The following is a 26,106-nucleotide window of genomic DNA, read 5'->3' as shown; positions in this document are numbered from 1 at the left end:
AAAAACGATAATTTTTAGACATACACGGACAGAGGAATGAATTTCATAAAATAAAAGGAATTACTGCTGGATGAACCTGACGATAACCGATAAGCTGCCGCCATAGAGTTCACAGTAATTCCTGGTTTTTATACATGATAGTGCAAGGAGTCGGAGAGATTATATCCAACTGTATTGTTAATATTTTAATAGAATAAAATATAAAATCATACAACAATTCCTCAATTATCCAAAAAGATTTTGTGGGAATGTACCGTCGTACCGGCTATAATGAGATTGTATACATGTTATTTACATAAAGGTAAAAAATCATTGTTTATACAGTAAAACAGCGGATTATAAAGCATTTACTGGTTGGGGAAAATGTTTTTTTATTAGTGAAAATGTAATAAAGATGTAGGATTTTATCATAGCAAAGTACAGGTATTTGTTTACACTTGACATTTATAATGTTTTATACTATTCTTTAAAAAGTGATATATAAATTGCTGATACTTAACATATATTGGTTATAATATATAATTTACCAACTCGAATTTGCACAAGGATGTGTATAAAATACACACCATAGGTGCAATTTTTTTTATTTCTGGGTAAATTTGTCTTTCTGGTTAAAGGGTTTGCAATTAATATTTGATATATCATAGTGTTATAATAAAAGATAAAAGGTAGGTTATTGTATGGGTAAGTACATTCTTAAAAGAGTGGGTGCGGCAATCCTGACCATATTTCTGGTTGCCACCATAACGTTTTTCCTTATGAACCTGGTACCAGGCGGTCCCTTCGTTGCAGAAAAATCCATCAGTGAGCAGGCTCAGCAGGCGCTGAGAGAAAAGTTCGGTCTGGATAAGCCACTGATTGTGCAGTATAAAAATTATATGGTTAACGCACTTCATGGAGACTTAGGTCTCAGCTTAAAGCAAAGGGGTCGTGATGTTACCGATATCATTTTTAGTAAATTTCCGATTTCAGCAAGGCTTGGAGGCATCTCCGTTCTGGTTGCTCTGCTGATAGGAATACCCCTTGGCTGTGTAGCGTCAGTTAACAGAGGTAAATGGCTGGATAACTTTATTATCGTCATAGCTACGGGTGGAATAGCAGTACCAAGTTTTGTTATCTGTACGGTGGGTATGTACCTATTCGGTGTGCATTTACGCTGGCTTCCCACCTTTGGACTTACTACACCATTACATTATATCCTGCCGGTTTTTGCACTTTCCTTCTATCCTACAGCTTACATTACCAGATTGATGCGTTCATCTATGCTGGATGTAATCGGACAGGACTATATCCGTACCTCCAGAGCAAAAGGTGTTTCTCAGTTCTTATCCCTTTTCAAACATGCTCTGCGTAACGCGATTCTGCCGGTAATTACTTATGTGGGTCCCCTGTTGGCATACACCCTGACAGGCAGTTTCATCGTTGAAAAGATCTTTGTTATCCCAGGCCTTGGCGGTCAGTTCGTAAGTTCTATTATGAATCGCGATTATACCGTTATCATGGGAACTACCATTTTTCTTGCAACGCTTGTTATCGTGATGAATACCTTGGTTGATATTGTTTATAAACTAATTGACCCTCGTATTCAGCTGAATTAGGAGGAAGATATGAAGGAAAAGAATATATTGAGCTTTCAGTTAAAGGTAGATGATTTTCTGCCCGCTACTGATGATGAGAAGCAGAGCCTGGTGCTGATGCGCCCCAGTGTAAGCTTCTGGAAAGATGCATTAAAAAGATTGGGTAAGAATAAGGTTGCAATGGTAAGCCTTGCTATCATTTTGTTTATAATGATATTTTCCTTTTTCGTTCCCGGTTTCTATCCTTATAAATATGACCAGCAGATTCAGGGCTCGGAGTACTTAAAGCCTATGACCTATTCCGTACAGGAGCAGGCAAGGATTGATTCCGGCGAGAAGGTATTCCCACATTTCCTGGGAACGGATAACCTGGGTCGTGATTATGCAGTACGATTAATGGTGGGTAGCCGAATATCTCTGTTGGTCGGTCTTATCGCTTCAGGAATCATTTTAATAATCGGATCACTTTACGGTTCCGTAGCCGGTTTCTTTGGCGGCTGGACAGATATGATAATGATGCGTCTGGCGGATATTGTATACACGGTACCGGATATTTTATTGATAGTATTAATATCTTTTGCTATAAATGAGCCTATGAAAACTTTGGCTACTAAGCCGGGATTTCAATGGATACAGACAGTCGGTGTTAATCTTATCAGTATCTTCCTGGTATTTGCACTGCTCTACTGGGTTGGTATGGCTCGTATCGTAAGAAGTCAGGTACTTACGTTAAAACAAAGTGAGTATGTGACTGCAGCCAAAGCACTGGGTGCTTCCAACGGACGTATTATCCGCAAGCATCTGCTGACCAATTGTATCGGTACATTGATTGTAACAACAACCTTACAGATTCCAGCCTCTATTTTTACGGAAAGCTTCTTAAGCTTCTTAGGATTAGGTGTTGCGATTCCGCTTCCTTCCTTGGGCTCCCTTGCAAGTGATGCCGTAAATGGTTTGAATACTTATCCATATTTGCTGATAGCTCCGGCTATCACTATCAGTCTCATTATCCTCAGCTTTAATTTATTTGGTGACGGTCTGCGTGATGCATTCGATCCCAAAATGAAGAGCTGACAGGTGGAGAGGAGTAACTTAAAATGAGTGAATATTTAGTTGATATAAAAAATGAGCGTCTCTCATTCTTTACCCCTGCAGGTGAAGTAAAATCCCTTAATGATGTCTCTTTGTCTGTCAGAGAAGGCGAAGTGCTGGGGATAGTTGGAGAGAGTGGTTCCGGAAAATCCGTAACGGCTTACAGCCTTATGGGAATTACAGCACATCCGGGACGTATGATTGGTGGAGATATCTATTTCAACGGCCATCACATCAATAAGATGAAAGAAAAAGAAATGCGTAAGATTCGCGGTAATGAGGTTTCCATTATATTTCAGGATCCTATGACCAGCTTAAATCCCGTATTCACTGTCGGTAATCAAATTATGGAAGCAATCCTGCTCCATACAGATAAAAACAAAAAGCAGGCTTATGACAGAGCAAAGGAACTGCTTCAGCTGGTTGGTATCAACGAGCCGGAGAAGCGTCTGAAACAGCATCCTCATGAATTATCAGGCGGTATGCGTCAGCGTGTTATGATTGCCATGGCTCTTGCCTGTGAACCGAAACTGCTGATTGCAGATGAACCCACAACAGCTCTTGACGTGACCATTCAGGCACAGATTTTAGAGCTGATGACGGAACTTAAGAATAAGCTTGGAATGGCCATTATTCTAATAACCCATGATCTTGGAGTAGTAGCCGGAATGTGTGACAGAATAGCTGTAATGTATGCCGGTAAGGTTGTCGAGACAGGAACAACAGATGAAATTTTCTATCATCCGTCTCATGAATATACCAAAGGACTGCTGCAAAGTGTTCCAAGCTTGAATGACACAGACCATAAGAAGCTGATTCCAATTGAAGGTCAGCCTGTAGATATGTTGAATCCACCGGCCGGATGTCCGTTTGCACCTCGTTGCCGCGCCTGTATGAAGATTTGTCTTCGTACAATGCCTGAGTATACACAGGTGGCAGAGGACCATTACAGTGCCTGCTGGCTCTTGGATAAAGAGAAATTTGAAAAAGGGGAGGTGCAGACCAATGGAAAATAAGAAACTGGTCGAGGTAGAGCACCTTAAACAGTATTTTCCCGTACATGGCGGAAAATTCGGAGAGAAAAGAGTAGTAAAGGCTGTAGACGACGTATCCTTTTATGTAAACAAAGGAGAAACCCTCGGTCTGGTAGGAGAATCCGGTTGCGGCAAGACAACTACCGGCAGAACTCTCCTTCGGCTCCATGAACCTACCGGAGGCAAGATAATATATGATGGTAAAGACATTACTCATGCTAAAATGCTTCCTTACCGCAGAAAGATGCAGATCGTATTTCAGGATCCTTACGCCAGTCTGGACCCTCGTATGACAGTTGGTGATATTGTAGGGGAAGCCATAGATATTCACAAGCTTGCAACCAATGCAAAAGAACGCCGTGACCGTATTGTAGAACTGTTGAGTCTTGTTGGTCTTAATACGGAGCATGCAAATCGTTATCCCCATGAATTCTCCGGCGGACAGCGCCAGCGCGTAGGAATAGCCAGAGCTCTGGCAGTTAATCCGGAATTTATTGTTTGTGATGAACCGATATCTGCCCTGGATGTGTCCATTCAGGCCCAGGTAGTCAACATGTTTGAAGAACTGCAGGCGAATATGGGACTAACTTATTTGTTTATCTCCCATAACCTCAGTGTTGTAAAGCATATTTCCAACCGTATCGGCGTAATGTATCTGGGTAAGCTGGTAGAATTAGCAGACAGTTATGAATTAACAACACATAGTGTTCATCCATATACACGAAGCCTGATTTCTGCAATTCCGGTTGCAGATCCCAAAACCACAAGAAGCTCTAAGCGTATAGTCCTTGCGGGAGATGTACCAAGTCCTGTATACCCGCCTTCCGGATGTCGTTTCAGAACCCGATGCCCATATGCAGATGAGCGATGTGCTGCCGAAGAACCGGTATTTAAGGAAGTATCCGCCGGACATTATGCAGCCTGCCACCACCTCGACCGTGTAAAATAACAACGGTTCCCTGATTTTGCCCAATCTCACCGTAAACGGTGAATTGTAAATAAACCTTAAAAGGAGGAAATTTATGAAAAGAAAGCTTTCACTTTTATTAATTCTTATTATGATGGCTACAACAGTTCTTGCAGCTTGCGGCAAAGCTGACACCAATAAGAACAGCGGTAGCAATGGCACTAACAGCGGCAGTGATGCCGGCACCACAGACACACCTTCTGGCTCAGCAAAACAGCTGGTAGCACAGATCGGTCCCAACCCTGAAACTCTTGATCCTGCTCTTAATAGTGCTGTTGATGGTGGTAACATGCTATTATTCGCATTTGATACCCTGTTGGCAATTGACAAGGATAACAAGGTTATCCCCGGCGCTGCGGAGTCTTATGAAGTAAGCGCTGATGGTCTTACCTGGACTTTTAAGCTTCGCGCAGGTTTAAAATGGTCTGATGGCTCTCCTTTAACAGCAAATGATTTCGTATACAGCTGGAAACGTGTTGCTGACCCTGCTACCGCTGCTCCTTATGGTGAGACAGTACTTGGTATGGTGAAAGGTTATGCTGAAGCAGCTGGCGGTGACATCGACGCTTTAGCTGTATCCGCACCAGATGAAACAACATTTAAAGTTGAACTTTCAAATCCTTGTGCATTTTTTGATAAGCTTGCAGCTTTCGGTGTATTAAGCCCTGTAAATAAGGCAACAATCGAGGCTAACGGTGATGCTTGGGCTACAAAACCTGAAACATATATCACGAATGGTCCTTTCTTTATCAGCGAGTGGGTACCCAGTTCTTACATCCTGTTTACAAAGAACCCAAATTACTGGGATGCTGCTTCCATCAAACTGGATTCCATTAAGCTTCTTCTGATTGAAGATTCTAATGCTTCTTATGGTGCTTACCAGAGTGGTGAGGCAATGATGATAAAAGATGTTCCTACTGCTGAAATTCCCTCATTACAGGATAATCCAGAGTTCCACATTGATCCTCTTTTGGGAACATATTACATCGATCTTAACAATACACTTGATCAGTTCTCTGATCCGAAAGTACGTCAGGCCTTAAGCCTTGCTATTGATAGAAAATATGTAGCAAACACATTAATGCAGGGAACCTATACTCCTGCTTCTAACTTCATTGGAACAGGTGTTGCAGATTGGGATGGCAGCAACTTTATGGATAACGCTAACGGCGGAACTCCTTATATCAATGTTGAAGATCATGCCGGAAATCTTGCAAAAGCAAAAGAACTTATGAAGGAAGCCGGATATCCTGATGGAAAAGATTTCCCTGTTATCAACTACTCCCTTAATGATACCGGTTACCACAAGGTTGTTGCTCAGTATTTGCAGCAGGCTTGGAAAGAACTTGGAGTTACTGTAAATGTTAATGTTGTTGAGTGGGCTTCCTTTACTCCTATGCGTCGTGCAGGAGATTATGAAGCAAGCCGTGATGGTTGGTTATTCGATTACAATGATCCTTCCAATATGCTCGACCTTATGGTTAGTACAAATGGCAACAATAATGCGAAGTACAATAACCCTGCTTATGATGAGTTAATGAAGAAAGCAGCAGCTGAGACAGATCCTAAGACTCGTTCCGGATATCTGCATGAGGCAGAAGATCTGGTTATGGCAGAAGCTGGTATTATTCCGGTTGCTTATTACAATGACTTCTATCTTCAGAGCTCAAAAATTACAGGTTCCTGGCATTCTCCTTACGGATACTGGTACTTCCAGTATGCTGATATAACAGAATAAGCGATAATAGATAAAACTGTATTATGAGTTTGCGTAACTGTAAAAGAGTAAGTAATTAATATTAATCGATAAAGAGAGTATTCCTAATAGATGAAGATGTGATTAGGGATACTCTCTTTTCATTCGTAATTAACTAATAAAAGCTAATCAGCCATTGCTTTGCAGACCTCCAGTTAAGCCTTACTGCCTCGCCGCAGAAGGCTTAGCTGGCTTTTGCTTAGTAGCGATAAATGTATGTATTACAATAAAGGCAGTATCACGTGAGACCAGACATAGGAAAAGGGCATAACGAGTACCATGGCTGGAAGCATATTGGCTACTGGAAAAGACTTTATACCTGAGATACGAAAGCCGGTTGCAAGCATCAGGATACCACCACAGGCTGTAAAATCATTTAACATTTCTTGCGTGGTCAGCGGCAGAATAAAAACAGCACTAAGAAATAGAAGAAAAAAGATAATAAACTGTGGGATGCAGATCAGGCAGACGATAAAACCTAAACTGGCACCAAAAATAGCAGCAGTAAAAAAGTCCAGAATGGATTTGGAGATTAATATGGTATGATCTCCCGTCATACCGGACTGCAGAGAACCAAAAATACCGGTTCCACTGGCACAGAACAACACAATTACACTTACGAGTTTATGAAGGAACTCCTCCTTACTCAGCCCATCATCTTTATGGGAAAGAATTCTGGCTACAGGAGCCTGCACCTTACCGGCAGCCAGGCTTATACTGTGTTCCAGCCGGATCAATTCTCCCATTGCCGTACCAATGATAACAGCGAAAATTACAGCTGGCAGATAGGTTAAATGAACAATAGAAGCAATGCCCATTGACATGGAAGCAACACCAAAGATTAAGGTCAGATTGTTACGCAGCTGTTCAGAAAGATTATTACCCAATAAGACACCTGCAGCACCGCCTGTGAGTATTGCCAGGCTATTCACGATAATTCCGATTGGCATCTTGTTATACCTCTTCTTATATATTTCATATATCCTGTGTTAATCAGGACAATAAGAATACTATGAACTATATTGCTACTATACAGTCAAGCAAAATCTGAAAATAAATTTATTTCTTTCTCACAGGTATTTGCAGACAGCAATAATCCACTTCATTTTCGGAGGTGTAGAAAGTGGCATCTAAAAGACATACATCAAGTGCATCGCCAATAATCTCATAATTCTGTTTATGAATCCACTCTTTTAGGAAGCAGAAATCCTTCTTATCATATGGGAAAGAGTATTTATACATACATGCAAAGGTAGTGCCGGGAACATCCTCTATGCCGGGATTACTAATGTTACCGTTGATATCTTCTTGTGTGCCGGGAATACTAATGTTACCGTTGATATCTTCTTGTGTGCTGGGAATACTAATGCTACCGTTGATATCTTCTTGTGCGCCGGGAACATTAATGTTACCGTTGATATCTTCTTGTGTGTCAGGAATATTAAGGATATCGCTGATATCTTCCTGTGTGTCAGGAATATTAAGGATATCGTTGATATCTTCCTGTGTGTCGGGGAGGATAATAAAGATACCGGCACTCTTATAAAAATCCTCCGAGCAAAAGCTGCTTTGCCGGATAAGGGTACCAAAGCCACTGGAAGGCAGTATACGGTAATCGTATAACAGATTCCAGGCCTTCATCAGTGTAAGACGAAGGGTATCTTTACCGGGTTTAGACGTAAAAGGCATGTAGAAGACTTTTCTGGGAGGGAGCTTCTTAATAATAGGGGTGTTAAGAATATGACTTACCCGTGTATCTTCATAAAAGTTAATTCGCTGCTGCAGGAGCATGCGGGTTCTATTTAGCTCCTGTATTTGCTCTTCAATCTGAATTTTTTGCTTTTCTAACAGATTTACCACCGAATCAGGGTTTCTATTCTCAATACTATTCTTAATGTCCTCCAATTTTACCCCTAACTCTTTCAAAAGACAGATTTCCCTGAGAAAGGGAATTTGGTATGCACTGTAATAACGGTATCCATGCTCGTTAACATAAACTGGTTTCAACAGATCTATATGATCGTAGTAGATGAGCGTTTGTCTGGTAAGATGATGCAGTCTGGCCATTTTGCTGATTGAAATAAATTCACTATCCATCATAACCTCTTATACTCCTGATATCAGATATTTTCGTGGCTCCATTCTTAATGCTACTGTTTGAAGTAATATATAGAACAGGCGAAATCAGTATAACATAAAAATTGTTAACGGAACAGGATAGGTTCCACTTCACAATGTCGAGATGTGTGATATAATGTATTAAAATGTCATGCTGATAATAGGGCATCAGATGAAATCTTTCATGGGAAAGGGAGCTAAAGATGAAGAGCATTAGAACAAAACTTATTTTATTTACTGTCACATTAGTCTTTGCTGTAATCACCGGAGTAAGTGTATTATCAATTCTCAGTGCACGGACCGCATTGGAAAAAACAGCGGAAAAGACCATGGAGGCAATGGTCGAGCAGGGAGCAGAAGTTGTTGAAAGTAAGATTAACTGGCAGATTTCAGTTATGGAAACTCTGGCACAAAATGAATTTCTCACAGATGACACACGAAACATTGAAGAGAAGCTGGCACATTTTGCGGCAGCTATTGAGAAGAACGGATATCTCAAAATTGGCATTGTAGATCTGGAGGGAAATGCAATTTTTAGCAATGGTACCAATTCAAATGTAGCTGACCGAGAGTATTTTGCCAAAGCAGCAAAAGGAGAACCCAATGCCTCCGATCCTCTGATGAGCAAGAGTGAAGGGATAATTGTAGAAGTTTATGCGGTGCCTATTATCAAGGGTGGACAAGTTACAGGAGTTTTGACAGCCTTAAAAGACGGCAGTGAAATCAGTAATATAGTAAATGCAATTACCTTCGGCAATACCGGTAAAGCATTTATGCTTAACAAAGACGGAGTAAAAATTGCACATTACAACCAGGAGCTGGTGGATAAACAGGACAATGACTTCGAAAATGTGAAAGCAAATCCCGATCTGAAATCTCTTGTAGAGCTGGAGAAGAAAATGGTTGCCGGCGAAGCAGGTTCCGGTAATTATTTTTATATGGGAGTAGATAAATTCATGGCATATACACCGGTAGGAGATACCGGCTGGTCTTTGGGAGTTACAATAGAAAACAGTGAGCTGCTCTCTGAACTTACCTGGCTCACAGGTGTCTGTATCGTATTGGCAGTAATTTTTCTGGCAATCTCCAGTGTGCTTATATTCATTATCTCCGGCAGTATTACCAAAGGCATCAAATTGGCAGTAAATTATATGAAGCCAATTGCACAGGGAGATTTCACAGCGAAGATCAGTGAAAGGCACTTAAAGATAAAGGATGAAGTAGGGCAGATGTTAAATGGACTTGATTCCATGCAGGAGTCCTTAAAAGAAATGCTTGGTCTTGTAATTGTCAACTCAACACAGATAGATGAAGATGCAGAGAGCTTATCCGCCGTATCCCAGGAAATGAGTGCCTCAACCAATGTAATGACAAATTCGATTCAGGAAGTGGCAAGAGGAACTATTTCCCAGACAGACGCATTAGCTGAAATTACAGAAGGGATCAGTGTTTTTGGTTCTAATATCGACAGAATAACGGATGATATTAAAAATGTAGATGGCAATGCAGGAGATATCTTTACCTCCTCTCAGGAAAGTAACGAAAAAATGCAGAGTCTTGCAAAATCAGTGAATGATTTAAATACTGCCTTCTCAAAATTTGAGAGAGGTATTGTTAACCTGAATCAGAATATCAGTAAGATAAATGAGATTACGAACTTAATCAATTCCATATCCGAACAAACCAATCTGTTATCCTTAAATGCTGCAATTGAAGCTGCCAGAGCAGGAGAGTCGGGTAAGGGCTTTGCAGTGGTAGCAGAGGAAATCCGAAAACTTGCCGAACAGTCCAGAGCTTCTGCTGTTAACATTTCCGTACTGATTGATGATATACAAAAGGAAGGTGAAGCAATGATGGAAACTGCCGGTTTTGTAAGCAGTGAATTTACAAACCAATCATCCGCTATTGAATCAACACTTATCTCCTTCCATGCAATTATTGAAGCAGTAAATGAAATCTTACCAAAGATCGATAGAGTCAATCAGGCTGCTAACTCAATAAATTCAGAGAAGAATGATATTATGAGCAGAATTGAAGAAATCTCTGCCGTATCAGAGGAGACCTCTGCGTCCTCTGAAGAAATCTCAGCCTCCACGGAAGAGATTGCCAAGTCCACGGAAGATGTCGCAGCATCTGCGGTTAATTTAGGAAACCGGACAAAAGAAATGAGAGAGGCAGTCTCAAGATTCAGGATTTAGACATATAAATAGAAGCAACAAAACTGCAGGCTCCAGAACTTCTCAATACATAATGGAACAAATAAACGGTTCCAATGTGTAAAGACCAGGACTGGAGCTTTCGCATTTTACAGATAGGATAGATTGCAACACCAGAAATTACGGCGGTGAAAAAGTACTTTGCAATCCGGTAACTAGATGTTAAAATACATCTATTAAAGAATAGCATAAGAAAAGCAGCGGGAAACTATACTAGATCATATACCCGTGGGGCAAAAGACAGTTGGGAGTCAGATATGAGAATTGCTTATTGTGACGATGAAAAAGTTCAATACGTATATTTAAAAGAATTAATAGATAAATGGGAATTAAAGCAGGAGAAAAAGTGTGAGATCAGTGTATACCAGAGTGCTGAGGAAATGCTCTTTGAGAACCAGGGGAACTTTTCCTTTGACTTTATCCTCTTGGATATTGAGCTGGATAAGATGAACGGAGTGGAGCTGGCAAGAAATATCAGGCAGGTAGACAAGCATGTGACCATTGCATTTCTCTCCAACAGTAAAGAATATGTATTTGAGGGATATGAAGTAGGGGCTGTGAGGTATTTGCTAAAACCCCTTACAGAGACACAGTTGTTTCCTCTTCTTGACCGGGTCCAAAGTCTGCTTACAGAAGAAGCGGATTATATTATTATCGTGGCAGACAGGGAGAAGATCAAATTATATACGGAGTCAATCAACTATGTAGAGGCCTTAGGACATTATGTTAGAATTCACACAACAGATAAGGTTTACGAGGTGAAAATGAATATGAGTGACATGGAAAAACAGCTGACAAAAGGATTTGTCTCCACCCATCGTAGTTATCTAGTTAATCTTAGTTGCATTGAGAAAATAACCAGAACAGATTGCATTATAAATACAAAAGAGACCATACCTATCAGCAGGAATTCCTATAATGCCGTAAACGAAGCGTTCATCAATTTCTATAAGGGAGGACTGGACTGATGTCGATTATTTTGGAGATTCTGCCGTCGGCGATCCTGGCTGTCTATAGCTCCTTTCAATGCATCAAAGGTAAGGGACTTGGATATATGTGGCCTTTCGCCGTGATTCCTCTTTTTACCGGTGGTATATGGTTTGTACTGGATCAGTTGCTTCATACAGGATTTACAAGTCTTATCGTAATGTTGCTCCTCCTGTTGTTTTCCTTTGAATTATCCCATGCAAGATCCCGTAAGATGTCTGTTGTTTATCATATATTATTTTACTTTGCCATAGCGGTTGTAGCGGGAGGTGCTGTATATTATAAACAAAGTGTGGTTATAAATGAATATATATTATTGCTGTTGTATCTGCTGACGGAAAGCAACAGCCGCTATTTAAAGAAGAGCTATGAGGAAAGTGCTACGCTTTATCAGAACCAGCTGTTAGCAAAGCAAGTGGTTGAAGTTCAGAATATCTACATGACAATGCGTGGCTGGAGACATGACTATCATAACCATTTGCAAACCCTGAAGGCACTTCTAAAATTAGGGCAGACAGAGGAGGCTAATAGTTATCTTAATAGACTGGAGTCAGACCTTGACAGTATCAATCACCTGATAGAGTCCGGCAATGTACATGTGGATGCCATTCTTAACTCCAAGCTATCCCTTGCTTTAAAAGATGATATCGAGATTAATTATAAGGCCGAGGTGCCCGCTGTATTAACCGTATCGGATATCGACCTCTGCGTGCTGATTGGAAACCTTATCGATAACGCTGTAGAGTCCTGTGAGAAAATGGAGGACAAGAAAGAAGGCAGGTTTATACGATTCTATATCGGAGTTCTTAAAAAGCAGTTATATATCTCCGTAACGAATTCAACAAGTGAGGTTATACGAAAACTTGATGAAGACTATATCACCACCAAAAGGGGAAATCATGGACATGGTTTAAAGCGCATTAACAATATTGTAGAAAAGTACGAAGGATATATAAATCGAAAAAATGAACCCGGGGTCTTTGTAACCGAAATAATGCTTCCGCTTTAGTATTATACCAGTGGTGCACGAAAATTTACCATTCGTGCACTTTTTTCATACCTGCCGGGGGAATCTGCTAATATAACAGTGTAAGTGCGAGGTAAGAATTTCTTCCTGGGAAGGAAGTCCGGTATGAATGCGGATTACATTGATTCCGGGCTTCTCTTCTAAACAAGCAGTTGTTATTAAGAATTAGCCGTCAGGCCTGAATGGAGTGAGTATATATGAACAAAAGTAAATCGTCTTATTCCCTGTTTAGTAACTACCGTTTTATGTTATCTGGTATGTGGAATTATGATAAGTCCTTAATTGGCTATGGTATTGCAGAAGTCATATTTGGGGTATTGATGCCCCTGGGAGCTGTAGTCGTTCCTTCTGTAGTAATCGGACTACTGGAAGACAAGGCAGGTATTGATGTATTTATAAGAAACATAATAATATTATTTATCCTCTATGGAGTTGTTGCAGCCATACAGGCGTTTTTGACTTCCAGAAACAGAAATCAATACATTGACATCAGAATGATGTTATTTTCACACAGGCTGTTCAATAAATGTATGGGTATGGATTATCAGCTGTATGAAAACGAAAGTGTCAGAGAAGAAAAGGAAAAGGCTCTCAGGGGTACTTATACAAATCAACAGGGCATCGAGGGCATTATGCATCATAATGTGAAACTTCTTACGAACCTTTTGGGTATGATAGCTTATGCTGCAATCATTGGAGTAATCAATCCGGTAATACTGCTCCTTCTGGTGGTAATATCACTGGTTCAGATGTTGGTATATAACAGAGCCAAAATCTATGAGCACAGTAAAAAAGATGAATTGTCGAAATTAAATGTTACACAGAAATATCTGCAGGAACAGGCCTTTGACCTAAAGGCAGGGAAGGATATCCGTCTGTATCAGTTAAACCGGCTTATAGACAGGGTATATGACAAGACAAACCGCAGTCTGAGAAATATCAAAACGAAGATACAGGGAGCTTATTATGCCAATGATGTAGTAGAAGTAATCCTTAAGTTTGTCAGAGATGCTGTCTGTTACGGATACCTGATATATCTGTTGATGAACGGGCTGAAAGTATCCTATTTTGTGTTATACATCGGAATTGTAGGAGGCCTTGCTACCTGGGTCATGAAGATTACCGAGGAGGTATCAAAGATAAGCAGAGATTTACTGATGATATCAGATTTCAGGGAATTTATTGACATAAAAGATGAGTTCCGGCACAAAGGCGGAAAAGAAATTACGGAGGAAGATACCGCTTTTGATATTGTTTTTGACCACGTATCCTACCGTTATAAAGGTGCTTCTGATTATGTTCTGAAAGATGTAAGTTTTCATATGAAAAAAGGAGATACCTTTGCACTGGTTGGTATCAATGGTGCTGGTAAGACTACTCTTGTTAAGTTGATGTGCGGCTTCTACCAGCCGACGGAAGGAAGGATACTCATCAATGGAGTCGATATGAATGAGCTGAATATCGAGGGCTATTTCAGAAAGATAGCAGTTGTGTTCCAGGACTCTAACCCATTGTCCTTTACCATAGGGGAAAATATCAGCGGAGAAGAAACGAAGTATATTAATAAGGAAAAGCTTAATAAAGCACTGGAGTTATCAGGCTTAAAGCCCAAAATAGACAAGCTGGAGAAAGGTACGGATACCTATCTGAATAAAGATATGGATGACAGCGGTATACAGCTGTCCGGTGGTGAATTACAGAAGCTGATGCTTGCAAAGGCTTTATACAAAGAAGCCAGGCTTCTCCTGCTGGACGAGCCGACGGCTGCACTGGATGCAATTGCAGAGAGTGAACTCTATGAGAAATATCAGGCACTGCTGAAAGGAAAGACCTCTCTGTTTATCTCCCACAGGCTGGCATCCACCAGGTTCTGCAATCATATTTTATTTCTGGAGAACGGACGTATTGCAGAAGAAGGCAACCATGATATCCTAATGGAGCAAAAAGGAAAGTACGCGGAAATGTTTAATGTACAGAGCCAGTACTATAAGGAGGAAGAATATGAAACTGAAGAAAATCTGTCATGATTTTTACAGCTTTTTAAAGCTGATTCAGACCGATCACCCAAATATCCTCTGGATAATGATACTCGGAGCTTTAACCGGAGCAGTTCAGCCTTTTGTACATCTGGTTTTCTATGGAAGAGTTCTGAACAAAGTATTTGAAGGGAAATATAAAGAGAGTATTACGGATATTGCAATCTTGTTGATTTCAACTTTAGTATTAAATCTTATCAACAAAGCCTGCAGACAGTCTGTTACGGTATTGAAGGAAACCTGTGCAGATACCATTTTCCTAAAGACTGCGGATAAGGCCTATACCATGGAATATGAAGTCTTTGAACGAACAGAGACCATGGATGCTATCAGACGGGTTCAGACTGGAGAGAGCAGTACCGGCGGTATCGACGAACAGATTCAAAGTATGTACAATCTGATTGAGAAAGGATTTGCTATCCTTTTATCCTTTGCATTTGTAATATCCTTGTTTGCCCAGGTGGATTCAAGCAGCAGGAACTTCTTTAACTCTCCCTGGTCCTCTGTACTGCTGGTAGTTATATTTGGTATTGTAATGTTCATATCCCTCAAATTATCCGGTAAATCCTATAAAAAGTATTATGAGATGGGAAAGAAAAATGAACATTTCAATTCTCTGGCAAACTATATGGTTGCAATCATGAACAATTATCAGTATGGAAAGGATATTCGTATCTACAGCATGCAGGAGCTGGTGGGACACTATTTCGGAAAGATCATGACCAGCGTAAACGGCTTTTACCTGAGATGGGGTATTACCGATGGAAAGTATACGGGAGTTATCGTGTTTCTTACCCAGCTGACCTCGGCTATGGTGTATATCGTAGTGGGAGGAAAAGCAATCTATGGAATAATCAGTATTGGTGCAGTCTTTATGTATGCAGGAGCCATACTTGAGCTTACCAGTTCTATCAGCACCGAAATAATTGAATTTAATAATTTCAAATACAGGGCTGAGTATTTAAACAGCTATACGGAATTTATCAACAGGCCCAATGTCAATTATACGGGAACCTTACCGGTTGAAAAGCGTTCTGACGGAGATTATGAATTCAGCCTTGAAAATGTCAGCTTTCAGTACCCTGGTACAGCAGATAAGATATTGGATAATATAAATCTTAAATTTAATGTAGGAGAAAAATTTGCTATTGTCGGAAGAAATGGAGCAGGGAAGACAACCTTGATCAAATTGCTGTGCAGACTCTATGATCCGACAGAGGGAAGAATACTCTTAAATGGGATTGATATAAAATACTATGATTATGCAGAGTACACAAAGATATTTTCCGTTGTCTTTCAGGATTTTAAACTGCTGGCCTTACCTTTAGGAGAGAACCTCTCCTCCGGAAGTGAAATAGAGGAAGAGAGAATGTGGCAGGTATTAGAGAAGTCAGGTATGAAGAAAAGAGTGGAACTTATGCCGGACAGACTAAATACCAGATTGTATAAGAGCAATGGTGTGGGAGTTGAAATATCAGGCGGAGAGGCACAGAAGCTGGCAATCGCAAGAGCACTTTATAAGGATGGACCGTTTGTAATACTGGATGAACCTACAGCAGCCCTTGATCCATTGTCAGAGGCTGAGATTTATGAAAATTTCAACAATATGATAAACGGAAAGACAGCAATCTATATCTCTCATAGAATGAGCAGCTGTAAGTTCTGCAATGATATCATTGTTCTTGACGGCGGGAAGGTCGCCGAAAGAGGAAACCATGAAAAATTGTTAAAGTTGGAAGGTATCTATGCTTCTCTTTACAATGCACAGGCGCAGTACTACGCCTGATTTCAGTAACTGCTTTCTGCTTAAAAAGCACCTGCTTCGGTCTCTATGCGACAGTGTTTTATTACTGTTCATAGAGACTGTTTTGGTTATTTTTCATATCTTAATCTCGCTGTCTCCTTATCTGAAGAAAGGCTCCATTTGCGAAATAATTCTTACGGGTCTTACCAAAAAAAATCATGCTGGTTTTTATCAAAGAAATCATGCTGGTTTTTATCAAAGAAATCATGCTGGTTTTTATCAAAGAAATGCTGGTTTTTATCAAAGAAATCATGCTGGTTTTTATCAAAGAAATCATGTTGGTTTTTATCAAAGAAATCATGCTGGTTTTTATCAAAGAAATCATGCTGGTTTTTATCAAAGAAATGCTGGTTTTTATCAAAGAAATCATGCTGGTTTTTATCAAAGAAATCATGTTGGTTTTTATCAAAGAAATCATGCTGGTTTTTCCAAAAAAATCTTGTTAGTTTTATCGAAAAAACCTTACTGATTTTATCAAAAACGTGAATTGACTTTCGAAAAACTTAATGATAAAATATTGTCTAATTCGACGTGATACGCCAAATAAATACTTATTATCACAAATTACAACTTCATATGTAGTAGTTATTCTGCTTTTATGGTTCTGTTTAAAATGTGAAAAAGCTCTCTGGATTAAAATTATTCATTTATGCTGTTACCCACTTTTTAACATGAGCCTTTTTTGGGTTATGAGGTAATTTTTTTGCTCTTAATCTGGACAAAAGACAATCCACTACAAATGAGAGAGGTTACTTTGGAGGGTTAACGAAGAATTAATATAATTGAATAGGTCGGAGGTAACTTTATGAGCATTAAGGCGAAGCTAATTGGTGGATTTTCTTTGATTTTATTTTTGTTTGCACTCTCAGGTATTGTTACATATTTAGGGCTGGGCACCATCTACAAGAATTCTAATGATGTCCGCACCATGTCGGTACCCAGCATGAAGAATATGGGATGGATGAATGGTGCCATATCCGATGTGCCAAGATTGATTGAACAGATAATACTTGAAACAGATGAAAGCAGATTAAAAGATATTAAAACAGAATTAGATCAACTGCTTGTACAGATAGATGAACATACCGAGCTATATGAAACCTCTCTCGTAAGCAATGAGGAAGATCGACAGATACTGCAGGAATTTAAGGATAACTGGAGCACTTTTATGGAGTACGAACCTGAAATCGTCCAGCTTGGCTTGTCCAATGAAAATGAAAAAGCCTGGGGGGAATTCCAGGATGTTTATTCAAACTGGACTGCAGCGAATAATTCGACCCTTGCCCTGATCAATTATAATTCTGATTATGCAGATAATTCAAGCAATCAAACATATCAAGCGGTTAACAGAACCCTTACTTATGTAGTGATTTTATTTAGTGTAACCTTTGTTTTAGGCATAATAATAATTATTTATTTGTGTATCAGCATACTGGGCTCTATTAACTTGCTAAAAAAAGGATTGATTGCTGCCGAGGAAAATAATGATCTGACCTACGTATTCCCTGTGAAAGGGAAGGATGAAGTTGCTTTTATGTCCATCGCCCTTAACAAATTTCTAAGCAGTATCAAGAATTCTTTTCTTGAAGTCGTATCTGAATCTAAGAATGTGGAAAATGCAGTGATTTCTGTAAATAAAAGTGTATTGGAATTAAGTAGCAGTACAGAAGAAATTTCTGCAGCTACAGAAGAGGTATCGGCAGGAATGGAGGAAACTGCTGCTACGGCAGAAGAAGTAAACGCTTTCTCTTCTGATATGGAATCTGCGATTGAATCCATGGCAGCTAAAGCGCAAAATGGTGCCGAAATGGCTAATAGAAACAGCAAAAAGGCTGTTGAGATAAAAAATGACTTATTAAAATCACAAAATCTTGCAAAAGAAATATATGCCGGTTCAAAAGAGAAGCTGGAAATCGCGTTGCAGCAATCCAAGGCTGTAGACCAGATTGGAATTTTATCAAACGCAATCTTACAGATATCCTCTCAAACAAATCTACTTGCTCTCAATGCAGCAATTGAAGCTGCCAGAGCGGGTGAATCCGGAAAAGGCTTTGCTGTGGTAGCGGATGAAATCCGAAAGCTGGCAGAGGATTCCCAAAAAACAGTAACAGAAATACAAAAGGTAACTGCAGAAGTGGTCGCTTCTGTTAATGGTTTATCGGATAATTCAAGGAATATCATGGAGTACATAGATACCAGAGTAATGCACGATTATCAGTCCTTTAATGATATCAGTGAACAATACCAGAGTGATGCGTCTGAAATGGATGAACTTGTCACAGATTTCAGTGCTACCGCCGAAGAACTGTCGGCTACTGTAGACGGTATTGTAAAAGCTATGGGGGATGTAGCTAAGACTGTTAATGAGGGAGCTACAGGAACAGAGGATATTTCTCAGAAGATTATAAATATAGCAGCCCAGACAGATGAAGTAAAGGGGCAGATGCTGCGAAGCAGTAATAGTGCTGAAAAACTGAAGAATGCTGTTGGCCGTTTTAAGGTTTAATAAACTTATCTGTATTTATAAATAATTCCTTTATACGGCTACTGTGTATGGGTTATTTATCATAAACAATACCGAATTGTTTTTGATATTGCCATTTGGTATTTATTTGCTATAATAGATGTAACTATTATTATGAAACTTACGGTATGAATTACCTTAGAAGGGAATCCTTATGAAATCTTTAAAGGCAGTAGATCGCAAACGTATCTCCGCGCAGAGACCACAAATTAGTGAATCGGCGATGCTTTGCTCGGAGATCTGAAATTTTAAGTAGTCGATGTTAAGCTATAGCAGGATAAATCACAGGCAGCAGGCGGTGGTTTTCTTGGTGTACCTTTTCATCGATTTCTTTCAATTTCAGGTAAGGATTTCTTTGAAATCTTATTGCAGCAGGTTAGCCTGCTGCTTTTTTTATGGTCTTTGCTTCATCTAACTTAAAAACATGATTAGAGGAGCAAAGTTTATGAAATATATTAAAGCCCAGGAAGTGCTGCCTGAGGAAATCATTGAAATAATACAACAATATGTCAGTGGAGACTATCTATATATACCCTGTAAAGAAGGAGATAAAAAATCCTGGGGTGAAAAGAGCGGTTCTAAAAAAATGCTTAAGACGAGAAACAGAGAAATATATCAAAAGTACCTGACAGGACGGTCAGTGGAAGAATTATCAGAGGAATTCTTTCTTTCCGAACAAAGCATCCGGCGAATCTTATGCGAAGAGAAGAGGCGTGCTCAAGTTTGATACAGAACAGTTCTGGTAATAGCAATCCCATGTGAAAATCTTTATAATCGGAAGATAGAAACCAGTAAGGCTAACATAATTGACATTATTCGCGGGTCTAAGAAACCAGTTATCTATTTTAGCCTGCACTGGATATTAAACGGTTAAAAAGAAAGGAACACCTACATGGCATTAAAACCCCACAGAGGTAAAACATTAAGAAATCTCCCTTCCAGAGGAAGAGGAACCTGTCCCTTGTGTAAGACTACAAGGATCAAGGTTTTATATCCGGTTATTGCCGGAGACGGAAGCAAAACAACAGTATGCAAGAGATGCAGAAATAAAAAAGTAGCAACTGTTAACAGCTTATAAATGTATTTATAAGCTTAGGGTGTGTTTAAAAACTCATTGTACCGTTCTGGATACCCCACTTTGTGATATTCTGCGTTACAATTATGGAAAGTAGAACCGCTACGACCCCATAATTGCACCTTGACTCCATAGGGTGGAACCTCCAGTCCGGCACAAGCAGTTTCCTTTTTCAATCTGTGAAAAGCCCATAAAAAACGGATGCCGCACATACCTGTAAGCAGAAGAATAACAAGTTGACATCACAAAAAACAATATCGCCTTGTAAAATCAAATCACGCAATACATTCATAACTTGCAATTTTAGCGGCTTCTTCGTAGTAAATCTTACCATCTAAATTTCACTCAATATAATCAATGGTCGTTGCTCAGATTCTTCAACTATTCCATTTCTTTATCTTCTGACTAAATCCTACTTTAAATAGTAAATTTATTCCTCGCCTTTGTCCCTTTTTGTAAACTTAACTTTAATGCAATAAAAATTTGTTATCAAGTATAAAGCTGGATTGGATATAGAACGAGCTTTTTAAATTTTCGAATAAGACATACAGATGTCGCCTTCTCTCTGCTATAATGCATAAAAAACAGGCAGTTGGGAAAGATACAGGTACAGCTGTAAATGAGGAGAAGAAGATGAAGTCAGCATTATTAAAGAATGTGGATTGCATAGAGCTATATGTTTCTGATCTGGATGAGGGCATGAAGTATTACTGTGACGGCATGGGTCTAAAATTGTTATGGCGGACGGAGAAAATGGTTGGATTAGGAATGGAGGAAGGTATTACAGAATTTGTCCTTCAGACAGAAAGAAAAAGGAGGGATGTCGATTTTTGCGTAGATTCTGTATCAGAGGCAATTGAACAAATTCTTAAAGCAGGAGGTATGGTCAAAGATGGTCCTTTTGATATTCCCATTGGGAAATGTGCGGTCATAAAAGACAGATGGGAGAATGAATACATCATATTGGATATGTCGAAAGGAACGTATGTAACAGATGACAACAACAATGTAATAAATATAAAATAAAAAATGTAAGAAAAAAAGGACTGCTGTGAAAGATTACAGCAGTCCTTTTTTGAAAGGATGCATGCTTTTCTCAGTAGTGGAGAAGCTAAAAACAAGGCAGAGAGAATGAAGGGTTCTAGCAGAAATACAGCGCTTAGGAGTAAATCGGATAAATGGATAATATGCTGTACCAGAATTTTATAAATTAGTTTGGAAGAACTATTTGAAAAGTTAGTACAATGTGTTATAATGGAATAAAATAGTATTAATTGATAATAAAAATTAACAAAAAAGGTAAAATCTGTATTTATTTTACTATTAAGACAGATTATAAATACAGTTTTATAAATTAGCTTTAGTAATACTTAAACACTACAAAAGATTCAGAAAGGAAGATAAGGATGGAAGTAACAATTCTGGAGGAATTATTTCAAAAAATTTCAGAAGTAACAACGGTAGAGGATATCGGCTATCACAGGATAGAAGAAGGCCGCCTGAAGCCCTTTTACAAAACACAGACGGATATACTTGGAATTGAAAAATGGAAAACAGTACATGGACAGAATCCCGTATATGTTAAGGATACCTTCATATTAAGGGAGATTACGACCAAAAAGCAGCCGATTGAAATCTATGACACCAAAAATGACACCAGATCAGCGGATGCTTTTTTTCTTTTTGGAATTGATAGTATTATGATAATTCCGGTTGTAAGAGAGGATGAGGTGAAGGCCATAATCTGCATAGCTTCTATCGGAAAATACCACCAGTTTACCAAAGAGGAAATGGAGACTTGCAGTAAATTGGCAGATGACTACTTAAAAAATCAATATTAATTATAAGGGGAGTTACAAATGAGGATAGCTAACGGGATTTTGGAATTCTTGAAAAAAGCAGGAGTGGACTATATATTCGGCATACCAGCAGGTACAATCAGTCCGCTTTTTGATGCATTAAACGACGTTTCAATTAAACCTATTGTTGCCAAGAACGAAGGCGGTGCAGCTTATATGGCCGCCAGATATGCCAGCGTCAGCGGAAAGCTTGCGGTTTGTATGGGTGCCGGCGGTGTCGGAGCAAACAATATGATGAACGGTGTGGGAGATGCATTCAGGGCCAAAGCGCCTGTTCTGTTCCTTACTGGTTATGTTCACAGATGGCAGATAGGGAAAGGGGCCATCCAGGAACTTAATACGGAAGAGATTCTCAGACCAATTACAAAATACAGTAAGACGGTATTAAAAGAAGAGGATGTAATGAAAGAACTGGAACTGGCTGTAAAGACAGCTTTAACAGTTCCCATGGGTCCTGTATTTTTATCTGTTCCCATCGATATTCAGCTTGCCAGCCTGCCCGGGGAAGTTCCGGATTTTACAGCAACAGCATATGTTTCAGCATCAGATGACAATAAGAGTTTAGAAGAAGCCTGCAAGGTAATAGAGGAATCAGGGAAAGGACTCATCCTGGCAGGTAAAGGCGCAAGAGGAAAATCAGAACTTGTAAAAGAAATAAGTAAGCACCTGCAATGGCCGGTTATCACAACACCAGAAGGTAAAGGTGTGGTATCAAATGATTTCCCGCTGAATCTTGGGAACTATGGTTTTGCAAGCACAGATGCCGCCTCTGCTTACGTAAATGACCCTTCTGTTGACTGCCTGCTCATCCTTGGAACCAGTTTGGGAGAGAATGCAACCAATAACTTCAGTAAAGCCTTAACAGAGGGGAAGAAGGTTATTCACATTGACTGGGATATAAAAGAGCTTGGAAAAGTCTATAAGACGGATGTTAAGCTTTGTGCTGATTTAGAGGTAGCTTTACCTTATATTATACAGAATACCAAAGCAGCAGGGCAGACAGGCTTTGAGAGAACAGCAATCAATAATCCGGTAGAGAAAGTAAATACGGGTGTAAGCCTTAAGGAGTTTATGGAACAGCTACCGGAATATATGCCTAAGGATACTTATTATATGGCAGATATGGGCGAATTTATGAATTATGCCTTTAAATATCTTTCTATACCGGAAGGCGGAGACTTTGAGACCAATTTAAATTATGCTGCCATGGGTTCTGCAATTGGTGGTGCAGTCGGTGTGCAAGCAGCCTATCCGGGGCGAAGCGTTGCTGTATTTGCCGGTGACGGAGACTTCTTTATGAATGGAATGGAAGTACTGACTGCAGCAGAATATGAATTACCCATTGTTTACTTTATTATTAATAATGCTATGTTAGGATTTGTAGAACATGGACATAAGTTCCTGTTTGAAAGAGTAGTTAATGGTTTTTGCCAGAAGAGAATCAGCATAGCTGATATGATGGCTGCCTGTGGCCTAAAGACAATGGTTATTAGCGAGAATAGTCAGATAAAGGAGCTTCCGGAATTCTTGCGGGAAGCGGAGGGCCCTGTGGTCGTAGAGCTAATTACAGACGGCAGTGAACCTGCACCAAACGGAGACAGACTGAAAGCATTACAGAAACACAATTAATATAAATAAAACAATATGCTTAAGGAGGACATGATATGTTAGAAGGAAAGGTAGCATTAGTAACAGGAGCATCCAGAGGTATTGGCAGAGCGATAGCAGTAAAGCTCGCAAAAGAAGGTGCAGATGTAGTTATCAATTACGTAAGCAATGAAGAATCCGCCCTTAAAGTACAGGAAGAAATTAAGAGTTTTGGAAGAAAGGCATATATTTTCCGTTGTGATGTGGCAAAAAGAGAAGAACTTGAGGCTCTGGTAGACTTTACAATCGAAAAGCTTGGAAAAATCGATATTTTGGTTAATAATGCAGGCATTGTACGTTATAATACCATAACCGGAATGACAGACAGCGAATGGAGTGATGTAATAAATACCAACCTGACCGGTATGTTCAATCTGTGCCAGCTGGTAGCACCCCATATGATCAAACAGAACTCCGGTAAAATCGTTAATATCAGTTCACTTGCAGCCGTTAAGATGCTTCCAGCCTCCTATAGCTATACTGCCTCTAAAGCAGGAGTTGCAGCCTTTACCAAGGTACTTGGTACAGAGCTTATTGCAAATAACATCAGTGTCAATGCAATAGCACCTGGAATTATTATAACAGATATGCTGGATACCTTAGGAGATGCAGCAGAAGCCTACAAACAGCAGGTACCTGCAAAGAGATTCTGTGAAGCGGAGGAGGTTGCAGAGCTTGCATACTTCTTGTGTCAGGATATCTCCAGGTATATCGTAGGTCAGACAATTGTAATTGACGGCGGTCTGTCTTTATAAGACTGCGGTTAAATAAAATTTAACTATTCTGTAAAATTGTGTATTAATAATTTGACTTTTGAGCAAATTGGTGTATAATCTTATTATGCGAATAGACATGATATGACATAATATAGCAAGATATTTAGAAATATAGTGTAGAATTACAAATTATGCAATTTATTTCTATATCCAGATTAATTGAAAATAGCAAACTCTTCTAAAGATGGGGACGCAAAGCCACGAGTCTAAGGTGAAAACTATGATAGTCGGGTTGCCGTAGTTAATATTAGCCATTTGTGGGGTATCAACTACAAATGGCTTTTTTAATGCTATAGAAACAGCTTATAATTGCAGGAGGACTTGAAAGTGGAAATTTTCAGAGAAAAAGGCTTGAAAAAAAATGTTTTTATCACTAGTTTAGCCGTTTTATCAGGCAGCATTGTTCTTGTAACCGCAGGCGGATTTTTTAAAGCCCAGTCATTGTTAAACAAAGGAGGCAGCACTTTAAGCCTTCTGCTTTTTATGGTTATTTTTGCAGTAGTGATAGGGGTAGTGGCTACCCTTTGCCTTGCATTTTTACTGAACCAGAAATTGCGAGAAATTGATTTGGGTAATGTGACAGAGACGGCATACCAGGAAGTTGCGGCAGCCGCTGAATCCACAAGAACACAAGGTCATCTTCCTGCAGGCATAAAAGAATTTATTGGCAGTGTAAAGGAATCTGTCGATATCATAACCTATTCGACCAGTGAGTTAAAACAATCTTCAGCTGAAATGAGTGATATTTCAAGCAGAGTTACACTATCTATAACACAGTTGGCAGAAGGCGCAACTCAGCAGGCTGAATCAACCGAAAAAGGAAGTGTGCGCATCAATAATATTACCGAGATGATTCTTTGTATCGGTGAAGATATGGCACAGTCAGATAAAGTTGCTGACGGAGCAATTAATGCCATGGAGGAAGTGAAGGGATCCATCAAATTCCAGGAAGAAAAGATGGCTGAGAACAAGGTTCTTACTGAGAATATGCGAGGAGCAATCACGGACTTAATGGACAAGTCCAAAGAAATCGGAAAAATATTAGAGGTAATAAAAGGCGTAGCACAACAGACAAATCTGTTAGCCTTAAATGCTGCAATAGAAGCTGCAAGAGCAGGCGAGCACGGAAGAGGGTTTGCCGTTGTATCCGAAGAAATTCGTAAGCTTGCAGAACAGTCAGCAGAATCCGGAAAGCAGATTACAGAAATTATAAACGATGTACAACAGGGAATAGAAAATACAGTAACGCAAATTACCAAAGCCAATGACCTTTCACAGGAACAGGAAAAGGCATTTGAGAAGACCGTGTCTTCCATATCTGATATATCCGATAAGGTATATTCTATCGGTGTAAAAGTTAAAGCTGCATATAATGCGACTGCCACTTTAACAGAAGATGCAAAAGAAGCTGAAGATATGATTGCAACGGTTGCGAGTATCTCCGAAGAAACTGCCGCCGGAACAGAAGAGGTTTCTTCCTCCGTTGAAGAGCAGAATAATCTGATACAGTTAGTAGCAGAATGCTCGAAAGAGATGTATAATATTGCTGAGACATTAAAGCAGCAGTTGGTAGAATTTGATCAATAACAATCTGTAATTTTTTCATCGCTT

21 protein-coding genes and 1 riboswitch are annotated in these 26,106 nt (G+C 39.6%); of the genes, 19 read left to right on the top strand and 2 right to left on the bottom strand.

Features of this window, described 5'->3' with window-relative positions; genetic code table 11:
• Positions 1-680 precede the first annotated feature (680 nt).
• The 5 genes from R2R35_RS10970 to R2R35_RS10950 all read left to right on the top strand — a co-directional run bounded on the left by R2R35_RS10970 (position 681) and on the right by R2R35_RS10950 (position 6,408).
• Complete coding sequence (locus R2R35_RS10970) at positions 681-1,598, top strand: ABC transporter permease (RefSeq protein ID WP_317734564.1); 918 nt, start codon at positions 681-683, stop codon at positions 1,596-1,598.
• Between the two features lie 9 nt (positions 1,599-1,607).
• Positions 1,608-2,651, top strand: coding sequence for an ABC transporter permease (locus R2R35_RS10965; protein ID WP_317734563.1), 1,044 nt, complete (start codon positions 1,608-1,610; stop codon positions 2,649-2,651).
• Between the two features lie 23 nt (positions 2,652-2,674).
• A complete protein-coding gene (locus tag R2R35_RS10960) occupies positions 2,675-3,685 on the top strand; it encodes an ABC transporter ATP-binding protein (RefSeq protein WP_317734562.1) in 1,011 nt (336 codons plus the stop codon).
• A complete protein-coding gene (locus R2R35_RS10955; RefSeq protein ID WP_317734560.1) occupies positions 3,675-4,652 on the top strand; it encodes an ABC transporter ATP-binding protein in 978 nt (325 codons plus the stop codon). Before R2R35_RS10960 ends, R2R35_RS10955 begins: the two co-directional genes overlap by 11 nt.
• Before the next feature lie 73 nt (positions 4,653-4,725).
• Complete coding sequence (locus R2R35_RS10950; protein ID WP_317734558.1) at positions 4,726-6,408, top strand: peptide ABC transporter substrate-binding protein; 1,683 nt, start codon at positions 4,726-4,728, stop codon at positions 6,406-6,408.
• Between the two features lie 239 nt (positions 6,409-6,647).
• Here R2R35_RS10950 and R2R35_RS10945 read toward each other — a convergent pair whose 3' ends face one another.
• Together R2R35_RS10945 and R2R35_RS10940 are read right to left on the bottom strand one after the other, a co-directional pair.
• Positions 6,648-7,376, bottom strand: a complete 729-nt coding sequence (locus tag R2R35_RS10945) for a DUF554 domain-containing protein (protein ID WP_317734556.1) — start codon at positions 7,374-7,376, stop codon at positions 6,648-6,650.
• 109 nt (positions 7,377-7,485) lie between these two features.
• Positions 7,486-8,526, bottom strand: coding sequence for a MerR family transcriptional regulator (locus R2R35_RS10940; RefSeq protein ID WP_317734555.1), 1,041 nt, complete (start codon positions 8,524-8,526; stop codon positions 7,486-7,488).
• Positions 8,527-8,747: 221 nt separating this feature from the next.
• Here R2R35_RS10940 and R2R35_RS10935 point away from each other — a divergent pair, with 221 nt between their 5' ends.
• The 14 genes from R2R35_RS10935 (at position 8,748) to R2R35_RS10870 (ending at position 26,082) form a co-directional block, all read left to right on the top strand.
• Complete coding sequence (locus R2R35_RS10935) at positions 8,748-10,742, top strand: methyl-accepting chemotaxis protein (RefSeq protein WP_317734554.1); 1,995 nt, start codon at positions 8,748-8,750, stop codon at positions 10,740-10,742.
• A gap of 275 nt (positions 10,743-11,017) precedes the next feature.
• The gene (locus R2R35_RS10930; protein ID WP_317734553.1) at positions 11,018-11,728 is read left to right on the top strand and encodes a LytR/AlgR family response regulator transcription factor; all 711 of its coding nucleotides are present in this window, start codon (positions 11,018-11,020) and stop codon (positions 11,726-11,728) included.
• Complete coding sequence (locus tag R2R35_RS10925; RefSeq protein ID WP_317734551.1) at positions 11,728-12,756, top strand: sensor histidine kinase; 1,029 nt, start codon at positions 11,728-11,730, stop codon at positions 12,754-12,756. The genes R2R35_RS10930 and R2R35_RS10925 overlap by 1 nt, the downstream gene beginning before the upstream one ends.
• Positions 12,757-12,971: 215 nt before the next feature.
• On the top strand, positions 12,972-14,801 hold the full coding sequence (locus tag R2R35_RS10920) for an ABC transporter ATP-binding protein (protein WP_317734550.1): 1,830 nt from the start codon (positions 12,972-12,974) through the stop codon (positions 14,799-14,801).
• Positions 14,776-16,596, top strand: coding sequence for an ABC transporter ATP-binding protein (locus R2R35_RS10915; protein WP_317734548.1), 1,821 nt, complete (start codon positions 14,776-14,778; stop codon positions 16,594-16,596). Before R2R35_RS10920 ends, R2R35_RS10915 begins: the two co-directional genes overlap by 26 nt.
• A gap of 176 nt (positions 16,597-16,772) precedes the next feature.
• Positions 16,773-17,060 carry a hypothetical protein gene (locus R2R35_RS10910; RefSeq protein ID WP_317734547.1) on the top strand — a complete coding sequence of 96 codons (288 nt, stop codon included), beginning with the start codon at positions 16,773-16,775 and terminating at the stop codon, positions 17,058-17,060.
• Positions 17,061-17,419: 359 nt separating this feature from the next.
• Positions 17,420-19,120 carry a methyl-accepting chemotaxis protein gene (locus tag R2R35_RS10905; protein WP_317734546.1) on the top strand — a complete coding sequence of 567 codons (1,701 nt, stop codon included), beginning with the start codon at positions 17,420-17,422 and terminating at the stop codon, positions 19,118-19,120.
• A gap of 463 nt (positions 19,121-19,583) precedes the next feature.
• Positions 19,584-19,865 carry a CD3324 family protein gene (locus R2R35_RS10900; RefSeq protein ID WP_317734545.1) on the top strand — a complete coding sequence of 94 codons (282 nt, stop codon included), beginning with the start codon at positions 19,584-19,586 and terminating at the stop codon, positions 19,863-19,865.
• Between the two features lie 165 nt (positions 19,866-20,030).
• Complete coding sequence (locus R2R35_RS10895; RefSeq protein ID WP_317734544.1) at positions 20,031-20,216, top strand: hypothetical protein; 186 nt, start codon at positions 20,031-20,033, stop codon at positions 20,214-20,216.
• Between the two features lie 630 nt (positions 20,217-20,846).
• Positions 20,847-21,239 (top strand): VOC family protein, encoded by a 393-nt coding sequence (locus tag R2R35_RS10890; protein WP_317734543.1) that lies wholly within the window; start codon positions 20,847-20,849, stop codon positions 21,237-21,239.
• A 380-nt stretch (positions 21,240-21,619) separates the two neighbouring features.
• A complete protein-coding gene (locus tag R2R35_RS10885; RefSeq protein WP_317734542.1) occupies positions 21,620-22,054 on the top strand; it encodes a GAF domain-containing protein in 435 nt (144 codons plus the stop codon).
• An 18-nt stretch (positions 22,055-22,072) separates the two neighbouring features.
• Entirely contained in the window at positions 22,073-23,701 is a 1,629-nt protein-coding gene (locus tag R2R35_RS10880; protein ID WP_317734541.1) for a thiamine pyrophosphate-binding protein, read from the top strand.
• Between the two features lie 35 nt (positions 23,702-23,736).
• The gene (locus R2R35_RS10875) at positions 23,737-24,474 is read left to right on the top strand and encodes an SDR family NAD(P)-dependent oxidoreductase (protein WP_033164430.1); all 738 of its coding nucleotides are present in this window, start codon (positions 23,737-23,739) and stop codon (positions 24,472-24,474) included.
• Positions 24,475-24,652: 178 nt separating this feature from the next.
• Positions 24,653-24,735, top strand: a riboswitch (cyclic di-GMP riboswitch).
• Positions 24,736-24,822: 87 nt separating this feature from the next.
• The gene (locus R2R35_RS10870) at positions 24,823-26,082 is read left to right on the top strand and encodes a methyl-accepting chemotaxis protein (RefSeq protein ID WP_317734540.1); all 1,260 of its coding nucleotides are present in this window, start codon (positions 24,823-24,825) and stop codon (positions 26,080-26,082) included.
• The last annotated feature ends 24 nt before the right edge of the window (positions 26,083-26,106 follow it).

This window comes from Anaerocolumna sp. AGMB13020 (assembly GCF_033100115.1).
GTDB lineage: Bacteria > Bacillota > Clostridia > Lachnospirales > Lachnospiraceae > Anaerocolumna.
Note: the sequence above shows the minus strand (reverse complement) of the source record. Positions and strands in the feature narration are given on the sequence as shown.